Source organism: Rhizobium sp. RM, assembly GCF_013390595.1.
In the GTDB taxonomy this organism is placed as follows: Bacteria; Pseudomonadota; Alphaproteobacteria; order Rhizobiales; family Rhizobiaceae; genus Agrobacterium.
Genome location: NZ_JACAWV010000022.1, coordinates 1,244,259 through 1,263,186 on the forward strand (window position 1 = coordinate 1,244,259; position 18,928 = coordinate 1,263,186).

Here is an 18,928-nt window from a genome sequence, read left to right on the forward strand (position 1 = left end):
GCCCAAAGCCAGGCGCGCCCATGCCATTGTCAGCACCACGCCATTCTCAGTTGGCGGGATGGGGCTCGTCATCGAGAGTGCTGTCCGGCACCATGTTGAGATCGAAGACTGGCAGGTCCGCTTCGACGGAAATGATGTCGAGAAGCGTGTCTGCGGTGATGGCTTTCGGTGCGACAGCCAAGTTCCGCTCGGAACTGCGCTGACGGGTGACGACAATCGTGCTTTCTTTTGCAGCACCGTTGTAAAGCGACAGGACCTCACCTTCGCTCGGCGCAATGCTGGCCATCGGCACCAGATGGCGTACGAAACCATTGCGTATGATATCGATTTTGCCCGACGATATCGCCCAGTTCTCCCAATATCCCTCAGGAACGCGCAACGCGATCATGGCGTTGCTGCGCAAGGTGACTGTGAACACCGAGAGATCACCCTGATCACTCAGCAGCCGCACCTTGCCCCAGCCATAAAGCTGTTCGCGTGTGGCACGCGATTCCGGCATCTTGTTCTGCTTGAGCAGATTGACGGCATCCTTGACCTTCTGGGCCTGTGACATCTTGGCGACCAGTACCGCATCGTCATCGTCGATTACGATCAGGTCTTCCAGCCCGATCAGCACAACCTTCCTGCCACCGCGGGCATAGGCAAGCGTGTTGCTGGAGCCAATCGACACCACCGGTCCGGACAAGGCATTGCCGTTTTCGTCCTTGTTGCGATCGATTTCATGCAGGGCCGAAAGAGAACCAATATCAGACCAACCGATACCCTCGCACCGCACAACCGCGCCACGCGCAGTCCTCTCCATGATCGCCGTATCGACAGGAATATCCGCAGGGGCTGCACGAAACGCCAATTCTTCGAGCATCACGGCCGGTACGTCGGCGAACATATCGACGGTGGCTTTTTCAAACGCCTCCTCAGCCGCCTGCAGGGTTTCGGGCGCATGCCGCGCCAACTCTTCCAGCATGACGCCAGCCCGGAACATGAAGATGCCGGCGTTCCAGCAGAACCCTTCCTCGACGTAACGTTTTGCATTCTCGAGCGACGGTTTTTCCAGAAAGTCTCCGGCGCTGATGGCGTACCCTCTGACCTCACCGTCAATTTCGAGCGCCTCACCAGGACGTATGTAACCGAAACCCGTCTCGGGATGCTCCGGTTTGATACCGAAAGTCACGATGCGGTCGGCAAAACGTGCGACAGGCAATGCGGCTGCCACTGTCTTGTTGAACAATGCAGGTTCCGCGATGATGTGGTCGGAAGGTGCCACGAGCAGCACGGCATTGCTTCCTGCCGCATCCATCCGTGAAATGGTGACCGTCAGCGCCGCGATCGCTGCCGCAGTGCCCTGCATCGACGGTTCGACGATAAGCCCATCAACGGCAAATCCACCGCTGGCGACCTGCTCTTCCGCATGAACCAATGTGTCACGTGCACACATCAGCCACGGCAGACTGTAACCAGGCACAGCAAAACGACGCAGCGCCTGCTGGAAAAAGCTGTCCTGCCCGTCACCACCCAGCGTGAGAAACTGCTTCGGTTTGTTCGAGCGGGACAGAGGCCAAAGCCGCGTGCCGGAACCGCCGATCATGATGGCAGGAACGATCCGGATATTTTCCTCTGAAACAGCGGTCAAAACCTGACGCATGTCGCTTCCTCATAACTCATAAAATATATTTTATAAAAATGGGAGGCCTGACGGCCTCACCAGCAAAGGCCGTGATAAACGATCTGGCCACTTCTGTTGGGCACTTCGACGCGTGCCAGATCCACGACCACCAGCGGTTTACCGGCCGCTTCGATCGCGCCCGTCAGACCGGCATATTTGTGACCGACCACGACGATATCTGCATTATCAATGACATCATTGATTGATGGGCGTACACGCGGAGCAATATGGCGAAGATAGTTGCGGCCTTCACTTTCATCTTGCACGACGTTTGGATCAAAGATCGAAACGTCTTTGCCGTTGCCGATGAAATTCTCGACAAGGCTCAGCATCGGGCTCTCCCGCATGTCATCGGTATCGGTCTTGAAGGTGATACCGATAAAGCCAATGCGATCCTTGCGCGCGTCATTGATCAGCTGCTTGGCGCGATCAATCTGGACCTGGTTTGCCGCCTTTGCGGCATCGAGCATCGGCGTCGCAACATTCATCCGGCGTCCGAAGGCCGAAAGCGCACGCAAGTCCTTCGGCAGGCATGAGCCGCCATAGGCAAATCCAGGCTTCATATACGCCTTGGAAATGTTCAGATGCGTATCGGCGCAGACAACATCCATGACGACATGACTGTCGATGCCTTTCGCCTTGCAGAGATTACCAACCTCGTTGGCGAAGCTGATTTTCACCGCATGCCAGCAGTTGTTGACGTATTTGACAATTTCGGCGCTACGCATGGGAATGACATGCGGGACAACGCTGATATGCGCGACCATTGCCTTGAGAACATCGATAGAGCGCGTATCGTCGCCGTATTGACCGAAAACAATGGCGCCAGGCTTGTAATAATCCGCGATCGCCGAGCTCTCACGCAGGAATTCAGGATAATAGGCCACGCCGAAGTCCACCCCGGCAATCTTTCCAGACGCTTCCTCAAGCGCCGGAATGACAATTTCCTCCATCGTTCCAGGTAGAATTGTGGAACGCATGACAACAACGTGGAATTCGGTCTTGCGGCGCAAGGCGCGGCCGATCTCGACCGAAACCTGACGAACGTAGTCTGTGTTCAGCGTGCCGTCGAGAAGGCTGGGTGTACCGACGCAGCAGAGCGACACGTTTGTGTTTTCGACAGCGTCTTCCGCCGAGGTCGTCGCCGTCAGCATGCCGTTCAGATTGGCTTTTTCCAGAAACTCGGCAAGGTCGGGCTCGATAATCGGCGCCTCGCCACGGGCAAGGCACGAAACCTTGAAGCTATCGGGATCAACCGCAACAACACGGAAACCGTCGTTGCTCAGACATGCGGCTGAAACACAGCCCACATAACCGGCCCCGAAAACACTGACCCTAAGACCCATTGCACTGACGTTAATATCAATTTTGGTCATATGAACCCCCGAAAGCGGCTAAGCAGGACACTCAAAAAACTTGAAAAAAATTCTGCGAATTCAAAAGGCAAACCCCTTCCAGCATGGAAAGAGGTAAAGCTCGAAAGGCATGGCAAGATCGGGCCCGATGAGGCCGCAGCATATGAAATTATATTTTCTGGGGCGCCTGTCCGAACTCCAGGGAGAAAACGGCGACATGCGCAAGAGCGTAAAAATGTATCTTAAGCTGCACGAAACACGGCATCTGCCTAAAAACCGGCAATCGCCCAATTCAAAAAAATATACATGCAAAGCAAAAATCACGGGCGACAAACGCAAATTCTTATCGGCGCCCAATTAATTACAAATATATTAAACAGGAAGCGATTATTACAGTCAATTAATATTTGAAAAGAAATACAAAAACTTTACGAAACTTAAACAATACTTCAAACAATTTCATGGACCGTTGCTTTCAGGCATCACCCGGCCTGTAGCATTAACCCGACGTTTCCTTCGATTTGCTTCAATGTTCACCTACCGTTGTCGGGAAGTGAGCCGTGTTGCGTTTTGCGTTGATTGCCTTTTCTGCATCCTTTCTGTTCAGCTTGCCCATGCTGGGCGTTGACAATGATTCAGCCCGAAGTGTTGCAGTCGACAAAACCTTAAATGACAGCGCCGCACCTCAAACGCTCCCCACCGTCCAGGTGAAACTGGAAAGGTCCGGAGGTCCTGCGGTCGCGAGCGGTGCAAAAACCAGGGATATGAACTGTGGTGTCGCCATTTCTCAAATCGAAACGCCACCCAGAAAAATTGCAACGATATCGAAATATCGCACGACCGGGCTGACCGGAGACGCTGAAGGCGAAAACGTCTCGCACATCGCCGTATTCAAGCCGATCTGGCGCTCCATTCTTGAGCTTGAAACCATCGAAACACGCTTTGGAGCTGACTGCGCGATGCGTGTTCTGGTTCAATGGGCCACGTCGCAAGCGCTGACCGATGCCACGACCGCTGACGCCAATCTGACGCGCGGGCGTGTGCTCGCCGAGATATCCGGATTGATCGCAGCCTGGGATGTTACCGCTGATCGCGAAAAGCAAGACGTTGTTGTTCAATGGCTGAGCCGGATGGCGGACGACACGATGCTGTTTTTCGACAACGAGGCCGGGCCCAAGAGTGCCCGCAACAATCATCGTTATTGGGCAGCGCTTGCTCTTGCCTCCATCGGCAGCCTGAGTGGGGACCAAGCCAAGATCGAGTGGGCGCGCCAATCCTATCGCATCGGAGTCTGCCAGGTAACGGAAGACGGGACTCTGCCACTTGAAATGCAACGGGGCGCTCTCGCCCGCAATTACCATCTCTACGCATTTCGTCCCTTGGCGGGCACGTATGTCGCCTTGAGAAAAATTGGTCAGCCGCTCGATGACATCTGCTCCGGATCGCTGCAGAGACTGGAAAATGCGACGTTGAATGGTATCCATGATGCCGCGTTGTTTGAGGCTGCGACGACAAAACACCAAACCGAGCCGCCACGCGAGGAGACCTATCCAAGCCATTTGCGGCTGGAAACGCTGACACGCAAACTGCGGGAAGGATGACGCGACCACCATCATCGTCGTTTACCTTGTCATGCTGTCAAGCGAGATGAGAGCGGAGCGGGCCAGCAGATATCCGCCATCCGCCGACTTCGTCAGCCAATATTTGGCTTGCCCGATATCTTTGACGACGCCGGTTGCCTGGGCATACATCAGGCCGAGCAGATATTGTGCTTCGCTGTCTCCTTGTGTGGCAGCCAGTTTTCGATAGGCCGCAGCCTTTTCAAGCGAAGGGCTGGTGCCGCGCCCCACGAAGTAAGCCTCGGAAACAGCGCGAATGGCATCCATGTTACCCCTGTCGGCATAGGGCTCGAGGATTTTCAGGATAGCGTCGTGCATGGCAACAGGCACACCTGACCGGTTCAGTGCCTTGGCCAGAAAAGGAACGGCCTTTTCGTCACCTGCCCTGGCGGCTTCCGCGAACATATCGACACCTTTCTGGATATCCGCCGGGTCGTTGCTGTTCCAAAGCGTACGGGCAATCTTGCCCTCCTCGGACACCGGACTGCTCTGCGGTGCAGTGGCGATAATGGCCTGCGCCTTTTCCCGTGCCGCCAGGCTGAATCGCGTGTCGGACAGTTTGTTGGCCGCCGAAAGGCTTCTTTTCGGTGCAAGATCGATTGCCGAGAGCAGAAGCTGTTCGCTGCGCGCCGTCGCATCGGGATCTGTGCTTTGCATCAGCAGAGACGCAGTCTCGATATATCGCCCTGCACGACGTTCCGGCTGCAACCTGTCCAGCATGGCAATTGCCTCGTTCACATCCCGCGTCACGCCGCGCCCTTCCAGCAAGGCAAGAGAGGTTTCTTCAATGCCACGCAGATTGCCGACCAATGCAGCCCACCTGTACCACTTGTAGGCAAGTGCATCATTTTTAGGAATATCAGTGCCGAGTTGCTGCATGCGCGCCCACGCCACGACACAGCTGGACGAGCCGCGCATCGCCTCCTTCGCCAAGAGGTTCATGACCTTTCCAGCATTCGGCCCAAACGAATAATCGTTGTTGACAATCCCCTTGGCCAGAAGGCGTACGGCCTCGCGATTTCTGGGTGCCGCGGCGATCAGCAAGGAAAACCCGAGATCAGCATTGCGAAGGTCACGACGAGGATCACTCAGAGCAGCCGTGGCAATTTCCAGCTGCTTCGCAAGCGGGAGTTTTTTCGCAGCCTCAAGCGAAGGCAGCCGCACCGCATGCGCAGGCTGTGGATTAGCCACCACTGCAGCACGTGCGGTTGGAACAGGCACATTGCTTGCTTTTCCCGCGGCCATGGCCACCGTCGCGACCGGCAAAACCGTAATCAAGGCCAATATGACAGAAGGTTTCATCGAACGATCCTTTCTCCGGCATCCGGGTGTCGTGCGGAGGTTGTGCTATTGGGTGATGGTGGCGGCCTTGCCCAGCCACCGTTCCGCTTCCTGCGGATCAGGCGGGACGCCATAACCAATCTGCAATGCGATGGCGTAAGGTTCGAAAGCCTTGGGGTAACCGGAGATCGCCGCCCGTGCGAGCCATCCAGTGCTATCCGCCGCAGAGAGCGGAAAACCGCTGGTGCCTGTTGCGAAGGCATCGGCAACCATGACCATGGCAGCACCGTCGCCGGTTTCGGCAGCTTTCGTCATCCACACTCTGGCTTTATCGGAATAAGCACCGTCCTCTTTCGCCATGATCGAAAGAATACGCGCCAGAGCCTGAATCGCATTGCCGGAACCACCCTTTGCGGCATCCTCAAGGGCTGGCAATGCTTCAACGACGATTGGATTGGTGGATGTTTCTGGCGCCTCGTCTCCCACCAATTGCTCTACAAGGGTCTTCAAGGCTCCATCGTCTCCGGCACGAACCGCAGCGAGCAACCATTGTGTCGCCTTACCCGGGTCGGCATGTGGCGAGAGAAGGAACATCCGGCCGGACTCACGCATGGCCTCCACCTTGCCGGCCTCGGCAGATTTGACCATCGTGGTCAGCGCCAGTTCCGGGTTGAGAACACCGCGTTTGTTGTCGTTCAGAAGGTTGGCGAGCTGATAAAGCGTGCTTGCATCGTCTGTTTCTGAGGCGAGAGCCCGATCGACCAGTTCTCGCGTCTGCCTCGCGTAATTCGCATCGCGCGATATCGCATCGGCCAAAGCAACCTCGTCCTTCGCGCTGCACAGCGGCTGTTTCAAGGCGAGGTCGAACATGGTGCGGCGAGACTTCTGGTCACCCGCACGTTCGGCGGTCTTCAGTATAGCTCGGATGTCACCGTCATCCACGGCCTGCCCTAGCCAGATATCCGCCGTTCTGCCACCGCCTTTTTTGGCATCGACACCGAGATCGGCGAGCTGGATCATGGAAGCAGTATGCCCCAGACGCGCAGCCTCAACGAGAAGTTTGATCCCTTCGTCCGGTTGAGGCGCAAGACCTGCCGCACCCTTCAGATAAAGCTTGGCAAGGTCGTAACGAACCGAGGTGTCGCCACTCGACAAACCATCCTTCAGAAGATCAACAGCTGCCTTCACATTTGTCTTGTCAGCATTTTCAGAAGAAAGCTGAAGTCTGGCCAAAAGAACGAGCGCCTGACCACGGGCCTGGCCTGCTGCCAATGCTTTTTCATACCACTGGCCGGCCTCACGCGTATCGATATTGGTACCAACGCCATCGCGGTATGCCAGTGACAAAAGCACCATCGCGCGCCGGTCGCCGAGCGCGGCCGCACGACGAATATTGCGGAAGTACATCAGTTTTCCGTCATCGCCGGCTTGCTCCGCGAGGGCCTGCTTGGCGACAGCGATCAGGCTGGGACGATTCCCCCCAGCGGCCGCTCTTTCCTGCCAACGGCGTCCAATGTCGGCGTTACGCTCAACACCAATGCCGCAGCTATAGGCGTCTGACAGCGTTGCCATAGCCTCGCTCAAGCCGTTATTGGCGGCACGCCTCAATATTGCGATCGGATTGACGCTTTTTGAAATGTTGTGCGAGCTGTCGACCATCAACTGGTAGAGCTCAAGAGCGGCGGCATCAGACCCCAAAGCCACGGCACGTGTGAGATAATCCACGGCCTTTTCGGTGTTGCGTGCCGTTCCCGTACCACTGGCATAGGCACTGCCCAATTGCTTCAGGACATCGGTATCGACAACGGGATTGCGCGCGGCCTGTTCGAGGTAGCCAACCATGGCGGCGTAGTTCGGTTTTCCACCAAAATCCCCATGCGAAATCTGCGCGAGAAGCTCGAAGGCTCTGACATTGCCGCGCTCGGCTTCCTGTTTCAGCGCCTGTGTCGCCTTCGGCAGTGCATCCTTGAGATCGAGATTCGCCAGCAGCAGACGGGCGAGCGAAATACGGCTACCCGCGTGTCCCCTCGCAGCGGCCGTTTCCAGCAATTCCACCGCCTTGTTGCGGTCCACAGGCACACCATCGCCAATCATGTAGCGTTGCGACAGGCGTTCAACCGCGACGAAATTCCCCGCTTTTGCTGCGGCCATCAACCATTCTGCGGAAAGCTGCGGATTGAAGAGACCGAATTCTTCATTGGCATAGATGCCGGAAAACAGGGTGAGAACGTCGCACTCACCGGCACCAAGCGACTGACTAAGCTTGTCGATCGCCTGATTGAAGAGCAGTTGCGGCGCCTCTTCCGAGGGCGCCAATTCTGGATTGTTTCGATAAAGTCTGGCGAGCAGCAAGGCTGCATCCGGGTCACCGTTCTGAGCGCCCATCTTGAGGTATTTTTCACCCTTCAGCTTGTCCTGCGGCACCACTTCACCCGTGGCGTAAAGCCGTCCCAGGAAGGTCGCGCCTTCCATAAAGCCACGCGCTATCGCCTCGTCCTGCAGCGCCAGGCCACGGCCGAGATCAGGCGACCCGGATGTTGCATCGAACATCAGACGACCCAAAGTGTGCGAAGCGCGGCCCGCCAGTTCATAATTGGCGTTTTTCAGATATTCGAGCATGCGGCGTGCAAGTACCTTGTCGCGCGGCGCGTTACCGGTCCCACCGATGTAGGCCTGCGCGTCCAGCAACATGTCGTCGAGATTGCTCTTTACCGGCCCACCGTCCCATTTGCTCCAGTCGTAGGAAAGGTTGCGCTGCTGCGCTCTGACCTTGCAGATCGGCGCGTAATCAAAATCGGGGCTTGGCATGAGCCCGTCCTGCAACGGCAAGGCCACCTGCGCCTGCGCGGGCTGCACGGCAAAAACGGCCGCAGCAATCAACAGCCCCGCGCTGAGCACTTTCTTTCGGTGCCGGCTGAACAGGGACGCTTTTCCGATTTTGAATGTTGCCATGGACCTGACCCCTCTCATCTTCCGACCTTCGTTCAGGCTTTCGCCGCAACGGATGTGAGAACGATATCGTTCGGCCCGCTGCCCAGAACAAAGATGGACGTAACGGAACGACGTTTCAGCGTTGTCTTTTCGAACGTTTTGGCAATCGCCCCGGCAATCTCGACATTCAAATCGATGGCAACGGCGTTAACCTCCAGCGAGATACCGCTCATCGGTGACACGGCCTTGATAACGGGCGAGCGTTTGGCGAGCGCGGTCAGCGAAACCGGTGCGTCAGTCAGATTGTAAAGCGCAAGTGCGCACTTCGCCGGATCGGCCGTAAAGGCATCGGCAACCACCACCGGCTCTTTTCCGCCAGCACCAGAAAGGATGGTCAGGTATTGCCCTTGCCCGACCGGAAGCGCCATGGACTGCCCTTTGACCAACAGGGTATAATCTCCAGGTGCGCGCGCGACATAGTCGGAGATGCCGCTTGCGGATACTTTGAAAGGCTTCTCGCCGATTGTTGCCGTGGCGACGGCAGCAGGATCGGACGCAGCGATACGCACAAAGCTCCAGTCTTTCGGAATATCCGCGTCATAAATGCCGGCATCGTCGCCGGCAGCAAAGGCAGACGGGCTGACTGCGAGCGTGCCGGAAACGGCAGCAACTAGATGAATGAAACGGCGGCGATCCGCGTTGAAAACAATCTCATCCGAAAACATCTTCTTCAGCCCTGCTTTTTGACAAATTGGTCGGGAACGCGGCAAAGACGGGCTGTCACCGTGACATCGCCGAAATTCCCGTTGACGGAAACGCCGGTAATGGGTGTCGGAAACTCGTCATTCAGCATCAGGTAAAACGTGCCGTCATCGACAAAGCGGGGAAAACCGCCAAGTGTGAGAGTGTCTTCATCGCCATCGCGGTACCGCACCGTCACCGTCATCTGGTTCAAACCGGCCTGCGACGCAGCGAACTCCAGATAGGCGTCTCCATAGTGGTCTGCCTTCAGGTCTTCCGCACCAAGCAGCACGGTTTCGCCGGCGATCTTCTTCGGCTGCGAACTCTCGATGGTGTCCTTGCCTTCGCAGGAACCGTAAACTGCCGCCAGCAATTGCCGTGATGCCTGAAACATCGTCTGATCCACGGCGTAGTAGGACGGAGCTTCCCAGACGATCAGCGGCGTGGGCTTTTCATGAAAGCTTTTAGAAAACAGCAACGTCGCGAGAGACGAAATGAACTGCGCGCCGTTTTCAGCGTAGTTGGTGAAATCCAATCCCGTTTCCTGCGCCAGAAAACCCGCGAAATTGAATTCAGGTGTTGCGCTGAAGGAGGAGCCGACAAGCGCCACCGGTTCGGAAGTTTCAGCAGCATTGCCCAGGAGATCGCTGGCATCATCAGCCGATCGGGTCGTCTGCCAGACTGTTTCCTTCTCGGGCTCGACAGCATTGCCACACAGGGCCTGAATCTCATGGCCCATCGGCGCGATATAATCGAGACTGCCGATTGCTTTGGTCTCGAAATTGTATGTCGAGAGCGACGGATATTCCGGCAGCTTCTTTATCGTTTCGGCAGCGGCGATAGCGGCCAGATGCGCGCCTGTTGACGTCCAGTGATGGTCGCGCGCAAAAAAGAAATTACCGCGGGCCTGATGATCGTCGATTGCCTTGAGAACATCGACAGTGGTTATGCCGTTTTTTTGCAGTTGCGCGACATAATGCCGAAACTCCTGCTCCGCAACAGGGGCATTATAGCGGGACTGGATCTCATCACTGTCATCAAGTTTGGATTGTTGTACGATACCGCGGGATGGAAGCGGCAGGAAAACGAGTTCCGTTCCCTTGACGCGCAAGGCATCGGAAATGGCGCGCAGAGAGACCATCGTTTCCGACGTTCTGACGAAGAACTCCTCGAAATCCGTATTGGTGCGGAAAAATACGCCATCGCGGCCTTCTGCCAGATTGAACGCGGTTTTCTTGTTACCGATGTCAGGGCAAACCATGCCAGCAAAGGCAGGTGTTGCGGTGACGACAAATAGCGCACTCGCAAAACCCAGGATCGCCAGGCTCATCTCACCCATGTCGTGACGATCATGGAATTTACGGCTCGTCGTTTTCATCGACCACCTCCATTTTTGGAACTTCGAAATGGGGATCGGCTGCCGCCATCTTCACCAGAATTTTATTCGCCTGATTGTGTTTGAGTGCCTGCGCACGCTTCAGCCAGATGAGACCTTCCGCCTGAAGTGCTGGGGAACTGTCGGCACGAAGCGTAAGCGCCGTCTGGAACATCGCGGAAGGGTTGTTGGCGGCGGCCGCCCGCGCCAGCCATTCATTCGCCTTTTCAGCGTCTCGATCCACGCCCTGCCCCGACTTGTACGCCTCGTAGAGCCGATACATGGCAAGCGGCCCTTCCTCGGTACGGGTAGCTGCGGCCTTTTCCAGCCAGGCAATACCCGCCTCGCCGTCGTGCGGCACACCAAAACCGGACAGAAGCGACAGTCCGACGTCAATCATCGCCGCAGCGTCGCCGCGCTTTGCACCCTTGTAGTTGAAGGCGAAGGCAGCCTCCGGATCGATCGGCGCCGCAAACCCCGAGCTTTCCAGAGCGGCTAGGTCATGCCAGGCCCGATCAAACCCGGCATCGGCCGACGCCTGCAGGTTTGCTCTCGCCAGCTCTCTGTCCTGCGGCACGCCCGCTCCCCAGAGATAGGCAAGGCCGAGTTCTCGTTGAGCCGAACGACTGCCCGCATCGCTTGCCGTTTGCAGGTATGCGGCGGCCCGCGCCTTGTCGATCTTGACACCCATGCCCTCCGCAAACATGCGGGCGAGCTTCAGATTGATCGACGGATTTTTCGGCTGCAAAGCAAGAACACGATCATAATAGCCCAAAGCGCGCTGCGGATCGGCAGGCGTATGAACGCCATCCAGCAGCAGATCAGCCATCATTATCGTGGCTTCGATATCGCCATAAGCAATACCTGTTTCCAGCACACCCCGGGCTTCATCGATGTTCCGCTCGCTTTTTTCACCATCAAGATATGTCGAGGCCAGCATGGATGCCGCTCCCGGATATCCCGCACCCGCCATCTCCTTCGCAAGATTGACACCACGCAGGTTCAAGAGAGGGTCCGGCGATTTCAACAGGGCCGCAGCCAGCAGGAGGCGATCAGCAGGTAGCAGGTCTGGTACGTTTGCGGCGAGTTCCAGGAACTCCCTGGCTTTGGCGCTCTCGCCGTCTTGCACGGAGAGAACATCATGGAGATCGATTGCCGCAGAGAAGTTTCCGGCGCGTGCTGCAGTTTCAAGAAGCGGAATGGCCTCTGCCAAACGGCCATTGGTCTTGAGAAAACGCGCCATCTCAACCGAAGCTTCGACATTGCCTTTGTCGACCGCCCGTTGAAAAATGGCATAGGCCTTTTCAAAGGCATCCGGGCCACCGATGCGCATATGCAGATTTGCAAGCTCTATAAGCCCATCTGTTCTGCCCTTCGTTGCCGCTCTTTCCAACAGTTCCGTCGCCTTGCTGACATCAACAGGAACGATCTGCCCTTCCGCATAAAGCTTACCGAGCTTTAGCATCGCCGCATCGCTTCCCAGGGCATCGGCCTTTTCCAGCCATCCCAAGGAGAGAGCTTTCTGCTCGGCGTTGGGGGAAAGAAGTGCCGCGTCTGCCAATCGGTTCAGCACACGAACGGAAGGACGAACAGCAAGCGCCTTCGAATACCATGCCATGGCATCATCGACATCAACCGCCTGCCCGACACCGTGGAGGCTGAAATCACCCCGCAACACGATTGCGTTGATGCTGCCTGCGGCAGCGGTTGTCGCAAGCCCGTTGCGCGCCGCCGTCAGCCGCTCGTCTGTCCTCAGCTCCGGCTTTTCGAGAAGCAATTGCGCAAACTGGACTGTTCCGTCCTTGGATTGGCGCCCCACCGTCAGTCCGAAAACATCGAGCGCCTTGCGTGCATCGGCAATCACACCGTCCCCGTCACGAAACATGGTGCCGATGCGCATCAGCGTGTCGACATCGCGCGTCTCACCACCCATGACCTGAGAGAACAGATCATCAGAAAGCTTCTGGCGATTTTCCAACGTGTTCTGGAGCTGAACCGAGAAGTAAAGGACAGCCTTGGCATCCTTGATGCCGGCGAGACGCCGCATCCACTTGTCGAATGTGGCCTGGTCAATATTGATGTCGCCGCTTTCGGTAAAGTCCTTGACCAGTTCTTGCGCTGCTTCAACATCGCCCGTCTCAGCCGCCTGATCGAGATAACGTGCTGCCTCCGCGGGATTGAACAGGCTGCCCACGGAATCCATCTGCAGACGGGCAATCCAGAAGATCGATCGCTTGTGACCGAGCTCGACTGCTTTTTGATACCAGTCGAGCGCCGCCCTCAATGCCACATCGGAACTCGCGGTTTCCCGATAATAGGTCGCAAGGTCATAAGCGGCCCGCGCATCGCCGGAGGCTGCGCGCCGTTCGAGCAACCCGATACCGAAACGAGCCATGGATTGGGCCTCTGTCTCAGGCGTACCGGCCAGGCCTGCAAGTTCGAATGCAGCAGCGCCATAACCGAGCCGCAGCGCCATTTGCAACCGGGCCTTCGCCTCGGGCGCATTCATCTGGCGCTCCACCATCGTTCGCCCGGCAATGTAGGCTGCTTCAGCAACACCGGAACGCCCGGCTTGTTCCAGGAGCGACAGGGCCCTGTTGATATCGAACGATCCTCCCTCTCCTGCAAGCAGCATCTTTGCCAAGGTCAGCTTGGCTTCGGACTGGTGCGGACCAGGAATCGTCAAAGCGGCTTCGAGCACCGTCCGGGCTTTACCAAAATCCGAAACGAGCAGGGGGTTCTGCGGATCAACAGGCACACCGGCCCTGAGCAGGCGCGCATAATCCAGCATTCCCTGACCGTCGCTGCGCTGCGACAGCGCGGTGGCAATCTCAATGAGTTTTCCCGGCGCTTCCGGTTCCGCAGCCGATGCTGGGACAACAGAGAACAGAGCCGTTCCGGCCAAAAGGGCGAGGCTAAGAAGGTGGCGGTTCTTCATCAGTTCCCCCAGAAACATGTGGCATTGCCGCCAACAAATTCATCGATCAATGGGCGCTCTGGCGCGGCATCCTTCTGCAGGAGAGCAACCGCGCGCTGCATGGAAATGTTTTCAGCCGGTACGGCAGCCAGAGCCTCAAGGAATGCAAGGTAGTGTCGGCCATTGCCGCGATTTTCGAGGAAACCGACATCCTGATGAAGATAATCGCGGCTTGGACCGGGAATGTAATTCTCTGCTGCATAAGCGTTGACGAGAACCGGGTCGTTTATGCCGTTGAGCCAGTAACCGAAGATTGTCCAGATCGACCGTTTGACGGGATTGGCATCACTGGATGTTTTCACATAGAGGTTTTCGCCACGACCACGGGCAACCTCCGCCATCACCACCATGCTCGTCAGAGACTGGCGCATATACCAGAGTGCCCGCGCACCCCGGCGCGTTTCAAGCGGCAGGCCACCATTGCTGCGCGCCTCATCGAGAATGGAAAGAAAGCGAGACTTGCCTTTCTCATAGAGACCTTCGTCCCGAATGATACCACCCCATGTCATCAGTACGCTGTCTGCCAGATACCGATGGTTGTTGATGTCTACATCACCATTGAATGTCTGGTCGACGCGACGAACCAGCGGATCGAGCCACGTCTGAATTTTCGTGCGCTCTAATTCCGGCAGATCATCGCGAATAATCGAAAAAGCGGTAATGGTCGGCAGCAGGGAACGCTTCAGCGCATAATAGGCGTCATGCCCGACTTCCGTTTTTTCAAAGGCACCGCGGTCCGCCCAGCTGTTCAAAATCGTGCGCAACATCTTGGTGGACGCAGCATCGCCACCAAGCGAACGTCCGGACAAAACCATCAGAGCCCAGGCGAACTGGGACCCGGCACGATCGCTGCCATAACCGGCCGTGGGACGAAACCCTTCGACGATTTCCAGATCGAGCCATTTCGGATCTGCCTTGATAGCGAGGCATTGTTTGCGCAACCGGCCCGAACCATCGGCGGCGATTGCTGCCTTGCGGGCCGCAACGTCGAACAGACCGTCATAGGCCGGAGCGGCAGCGGCAGCCGAAGTGACGGTGAGAACAACAGCAAGGGCAGCCCCAGCACCGCTTTTTAGCATCGTCTTTACGCCTGGGAGCCTGAAAAAGTCTCTCATCAGCTTCGCCCTCCCGTCCCGTTGAAGTTTTCGTACTGAACGGAGTTTGAAACATTGGTGCAGGTATCGGTCAGCGCGTCCTCGGCAAAGATTGCCGATTGGCCATCACCATTGAAGAAGCCGGAATCGCGGAACCGGCAATGATAGGCCTCAGGTCGTTTCGGGCGGCACACCGTCGAGGTTATCAACACGCTCTCACGCTCGTTGAAGCGCAGCATGTGTCCTTCCATGGCCCTGCCATCGCCATCGATCAGTCGGCCAACCTGGTTGAGGTAATCATTGCCGGAAAGGCTGAAACCGGAGGCACCATCCACTTTGATACCGCCGCCATTGCCATGAATGCGGTTACCACTGGCTGCAAATGTCGTCAGAGGCAGATAGGGATCGAACTCAAAGTCACGCAAGGCATTTGCCGGTGATGCGCGCAGGTTGCTGATATAACCGTGGATGGCGTCCTGCGCGTTGTTTTCCAGAACGTTTTCATGAACGCCAACTTCCCAGCTATTGCGGATTTTGATGCCCGCGCGCTTGTTGTCAAAGAAGCGGTTGCCAACCGCCAGATTGCAACTGCTTTCGAAGAAAGTCAGGCCATCCTGCTTGTTGTCGAAAGCGGCATTGGCGTAGATGAAGTTATCGACGCTGTCGCGGTCGACCATGAAACCCGAGCCGGTGTTGGTATGGGATACATTTCCAACGATCCAGGAATAATTGACCTCACGCGAAACGATGATGCCGTGTTTGGCTTTGGTGTCGTACGTGGTGTTAAGGGCGATCAGAAGCCGGTGCGACCGGTCGTGCGGGTCGATCGCGTAAAGCACGTTATCGCGATATTCATTGCCCACCAGGCTGACTTCGTCCGCCTCATAGGAATAGAACCCGTACTCGAAATTGTGGAAGAAGTTGTCCGCAACGATACCCGTCGGCGCACGCGGTTCGCTGATCTGCTGTGCCACCGTTTTAGGGCCTGCGGAAAAGGCCAGTCCGAAAGACTTGGGCGCAGCATAACCGAGCGAATCGAGCACCGAACCGCCGATCATCAGCCGTGAATTGCTCCAGCCGATGATGTAGGGTCGGAAAACGTGGCGTTTTTCCTTGTCAGAATACCGTGGTGTTCCGGTCGCTTCGTCCCATGACGTAACGGTCGTGTCCTGAACATAAAGCGTTCCAGCCACGGAGATGAAACTGCCGGCCGTCGCCGAAAGACGGTACGTGGCTGCTTCCTGACCTGACAGGATCAGCGTAGCGCCCTCTGCCACCAGAACAGGAGCACGCAATGTCACGATGTCATTTTCACGGGTCACCAGCGGAAAGCCGCTACTTTTATCAAGTTCGCTGGCAAGGCTGCCAAGCGTATAGACACCGCTCTGGATCACAATGATGCGTGGATAAGGAATTCCCTGCGCTTCGGCTGCAAAGGACAGCCCCGTATTGCCGGCAGCCAGATCTTCCATAAACTTGTCGCTATAGGGACTGAGATTGGCAAGCGTAACAGCAGCGTGGCCAGGCTGCGGCAAGGGCATGCCCTCACGCACGGTTTTTACGCTGACGGAAATGTCGGGATAGGTGTAGCCTTCTGGAAGGCTCATCTTGCCTTCTTGTCGAGCAAGGGTCAGTCGTCCGTCGCTGAAGGCAGCAGCCGGTGCGATTGGCGCCGATCCTTCTGGTTTCGGTGCCTGCTGCATGACCCGGTAGTCAACAGGGGATCCTTTGCCCCAGCCGAGGTTTCGCACGTCCAGGGAGCGGAAATTGGCTTCCGCAATGGACCGCGCCGTACGGACGCGCAGCATGTGATCCTTTATCGTCGCGGCCTGAACCGACGCAAACTTCAGCATCGCTGGATTGGCAGCAGCCGCGACCAGAACCTCAGCCTTGAGCGCCTCGTTACCATTTGCACCGGTGAATGAGGCAAGATAGGTAAGAGCCCCGTCACCGGCCCCCTCCAGCGCTGCACGTTTGCCGATCATGCCGGCGGCCCGTGCCTTGATTTTTTCATCGTCAATGCGGTCGACCAACTGCTTTGCAGCATCGGTTTTTCGCGCGTCGGTCAAAGCCTCGACAATTTTAAGATAACCCTTGTCGCGGTTATCTTTTTTGTCTTCACCGGCGGCTACCTTGACCGCCTCGCCAACCAGTACATCGAAATCGCTTGCTTTGTTGTCATTGGCAACCGAAGCGAGCCGTAACAGTGCCTCTATCCGGAATTCCGTGTCCTGAATGGACAGGGCGACTGACTTGGCGTCGTCCATTTCGCCTTTTTTGGCGAGTGTGCGGGCCAGCTCAGACTGGACACGCCCCTTGTCACGGCTGTTTACGATGATTTCGATTGCATTCTTGCCAGCTTCGATGTCGCCTTCACGCACCTTTACGCGGGCAATACCCGAAACAGCCTTGTCGCGGTCATTGCCGCCCTGGAGATAGGGAAGCAAATTCTCCGCATCTTTGACCTTGTCGGCATCCGCCAGGCTTTTCGCGAGATTGGCAAGCGTATTGCCACCATCGCGCGCTGTCCGCAGTTCCGGCACCAGCGCCACGGCGTCATCCAGTCGTTCGAGACTGATCGCGCTTTCTGCCGCCGCTACAACCGCAACACCCCGCTCGGCGCCAGACAGGCGCGCAAGAACGGAATTTCCATTGGCGTAAGAAGCATCTGCCATCTTCGTCAGATCGTTTTTGGCGAAAACGGTTGCAAGCGTAAAATCAAGCTCGGCACGCAACGCGCTTTCCGGCAGATATTCCGCCAGTTTCGCCGCATCGAGCCCACGCCCGGCCTCAATGCGCTGCTTGACGATCTTCTCGATCAGATCTTCCTGATCGCTGTTGTCCGCAAGGCTGGTCGCCAGCACCGGCATCCATTCGAGTTTGCCTTCCTTCAACGCCAGATCAGCGACGTTACCGACAGCCTTCTTGCGCGCTTCGGAATCTTCAGGGTTGATTGCAAGCGCCCACAGCAATGCTGTTTCCAGATCGCCTTTCTTCAGCGCGTTGGCGCTCTGAGCCAGAATACTTTCTGCTGCGACCGCACTGACGGGCTTACCATCGATCTGCTTGCCTGCAAGGAGACGCAAAGCCAGATCATAGCGGGCATAGCCGCGCATACGCGTCGGCCACATGCGCGAGATAGCCTTGTCGGCGATGGCGGACGACAGATTGGGATCAATGATCGTCGCGGTCTGCGCCAAGGTATTCAACGCCGCATTTTTCGCCGTCTCGTCCTTGATGGACACCACACGGTCGGCCGCTTTTTCCACCAGGCTGATGGCGCTGGATTTGTCGCCCGCCGCAACGACAGCCGCATATCCACTGAGAGCGGCAACCTGCAGTTCGGACAGGGAAAGAGCGTCAATCAGCTCCATCATACGGACCCGCATATCGGTTCTCTGTTGCGGATCGGTAATGCGGCCCGCCATCTGCTGCTGCAATGCGGAGATACTGGCGGAAACCAGGCTGTCGGCATCGATGCCACCGGAGGCAAGGGTGTTCAACGCGGTTTTCGCCTCAGCGGCGTCTGCCGCCGCCCAGGATTTCAGCTGGGCCAGGCCAGCACGTGCCGCGTCGAGAAACGACAGGCGCTGCCTGGCATCTGACGCACCATCGGCCTTCAGCACGTTTGCAGAAATGTCAGACAGGACGGCATCGACTTTGCCTGCCGCCGGGGGCTGCGGTGCCGCAGCCTTTTGGGCAAAAGCAACCGACGAAACAGCAGGCCAGTTGCCGGCCGGAAACACGAGGCAGACCGACAACGCCAATGCGCGCAATGATCCCTGTACTACCGCTACATTCGGTAGCCACTGGCAGTGGGGACGTGATGAGCGGGTGATGTCGCGTGTCATCATTCTTCCTTCGTCAGGTCAATGTCGTAGAGCGGCTCGAT

The 18,928-nt window shown here is 57.0% G+C and carries 10 protein-coding genes; 1 reads left to right on the forward strand and 9 read right to left on the reverse strand.

Annotation, left to right across the window (positions count from 1 at the left end):
* Positions 1-46: 46 nt before the first annotated feature.
* A complete protein-coding gene (locus HWX89_RS22555; RefSeq protein WP_138791358.1) occupies positions 47-1,642 on the reverse strand; it encodes a mannose-1-phosphate guanylyltransferase in 1,596 nt (531 codons plus the stop codon).
* Positions 1,643-1,698: 56 nt separating this feature from the next.
* Positions 1,699-3,039 carry a nucleotide sugar dehydrogenase gene (locus tag HWX89_RS22560; RefSeq protein WP_138791359.1) on the reverse strand — a complete coding sequence of 447 codons (1,341 nt, stop codon included), beginning with the start codon at positions 3,037-3,039 and terminating at the stop codon, positions 1,699-1,701.
* 743 nt (positions 3,040-3,782) lie between these two features.
* On the opposite strand from HWX89_RS22560, the gene HWX89_RS22565 reads away from it, so the two are divergent.
* The gene (locus tag HWX89_RS22565) at positions 3,783-4,619 is read left to right on the forward strand and encodes an alginate lyase family protein (RefSeq protein ID WP_178340874.1); all 837 of its coding nucleotides are present in this window, start codon (positions 3,783-3,785) and stop codon (positions 4,617-4,619) included.
* A 21-nt stretch (positions 4,620-4,640) separates the two neighbouring features.
* Here HWX89_RS22565 and HWX89_RS22570 read toward each other — a convergent pair whose 3' ends face one another.
* The 7 genes from HWX89_RS22570 to HWX89_RS22600 are packed head-to-tail and all read right to left on the reverse strand — an operon-like array spanning position 4,641 to position 18,890.
* Complete coding sequence (locus HWX89_RS22570; protein ID WP_138791361.1) at positions 4,641-5,939, reverse strand: tetratricopeptide repeat protein; 1,299 nt, start codon at positions 5,937-5,939, stop codon at positions 4,641-4,643.
* A 45-nt stretch (positions 5,940-5,984) separates the two neighbouring features.
* On the reverse strand, positions 5,985-8,870 hold the full coding sequence (locus HWX89_RS22575; protein WP_178340875.1) for a tetratricopeptide repeat protein: 2,886 nt from the start codon (positions 8,868-8,870) through the stop codon (positions 5,985-5,987).
* A gap of 32 nt (positions 8,871-8,902) precedes the next feature.
* On the reverse strand, positions 8,903-9,574 hold the full coding sequence (locus tag HWX89_RS22580) for an alginate O-acetyltransferase AlgF (protein WP_138791363.1): 672 nt from the start codon (positions 9,572-9,574) through the stop codon (positions 8,903-8,905).
* A 5-nt stretch (positions 9,575-9,579) separates the two neighbouring features.
* Positions 9,580-10,968: an alginate O-acetyltransferase gene (locus HWX89_RS22585; protein ID WP_138791364.1), complete on the reverse strand. Its 1,389-nt coding sequence runs from the start codon at positions 10,966-10,968 to the stop codon at positions 9,580-9,582.
* On the reverse strand, positions 10,949-13,903 hold the full coding sequence (locus HWX89_RS22590) for a tetratricopeptide repeat protein (RefSeq protein ID WP_178340876.1): 2,955 nt from the start codon (positions 13,901-13,903) through the stop codon (positions 10,949-10,951). Before HWX89_RS22590 ends, HWX89_RS22585 begins: the two co-directional genes overlap by 20 nt.
* Positions 13,903-15,057: an alginate lyase family protein gene (locus HWX89_RS22595; protein WP_246705228.1), complete on the reverse strand. Its 1,155-nt coding sequence runs from the start codon at positions 15,055-15,057 to the stop codon at positions 13,903-13,905. The genes HWX89_RS22590 and HWX89_RS22595 overlap by 1 nt, the downstream gene beginning before the upstream one ends.
* Positions 15,057-18,890 carry a right-handed parallel beta-helix repeat-containing protein gene (locus tag HWX89_RS22600; protein ID WP_138791366.1) on the reverse strand — a complete coding sequence of 1,278 codons (3,834 nt, stop codon included), beginning with the start codon at positions 18,888-18,890 and terminating at the stop codon, positions 15,057-15,059. Before HWX89_RS22600 ends, HWX89_RS22595 begins: the two co-directional genes overlap by 1 nt.
* Positions 18,891-18,928: the final 38 nt, after the last annotated feature.

Coding starts and splice junctions, on each gene's coding strand:
- HWX89_RS22575 (WP_178340875.1), bottom strand. CDS start 8,870: ATGGCAACATTCAAAATCGGAAAAGCGTCCCTGTTCAGCCGGCACCGA.
- HWX89_RS22555 (WP_138791358.1), bottom strand. CDS start 1,642: ATGCGTCAGGTTTTGACCGCTGTTTCAGAGGAAAATATCCGGATCGTT.
- HWX89_RS22570 (WP_138791361.1), bottom strand. CDS start 5,939: ATGAAACCTTCTGTCATATTGGCCTTGATTACGGTTTTGCCGGTCGCG.
- HWX89_RS22585 (WP_138791364.1), bottom strand. CDS start 10,968: ATGAAAACGACGAGCCGTAAATTCCATGATCGTCACGACATGGGTGAG.
- HWX89_RS22595 (WP_246705228.1), bottom strand. CDS start 15,057: ATGAGAGACTTTTTCAGGCTCCCAGGCGTAAAGACGATGCTAAAAAGC.
- HWX89_RS22600 (WP_138791366.1), bottom strand. CDS start 18,890: ATGATGACACGCGACATCACCCGCTCATCACGTCCCCACTGCCAGTGG.
- HWX89_RS22565 (WP_178340874.1), top strand. CDS start 3,783: ATGAACTGTGGTGTCGCCATTTCTCAAATCGAAACGCCACCCAGAAAA.
- HWX89_RS22580 (WP_138791363.1), bottom strand. CDS start 9,574: ATGTTTTCGGATGAGATTGTTTTCAACGCGGATCGCCGCCGTTTCATT.
- HWX89_RS22590 (WP_178340876.1), bottom strand. CDS start 13,903: ATGAAGAACCGCCACCTTCTTAGCCTCGCCCTTTTGGCCGGAACGGCT.
- HWX89_RS22560 (WP_138791359.1), bottom strand. CDS start 3,039: ATGACCAAAATTGATATTAACGTCAGTGCAATGGGTCTTAGGGTCAGT.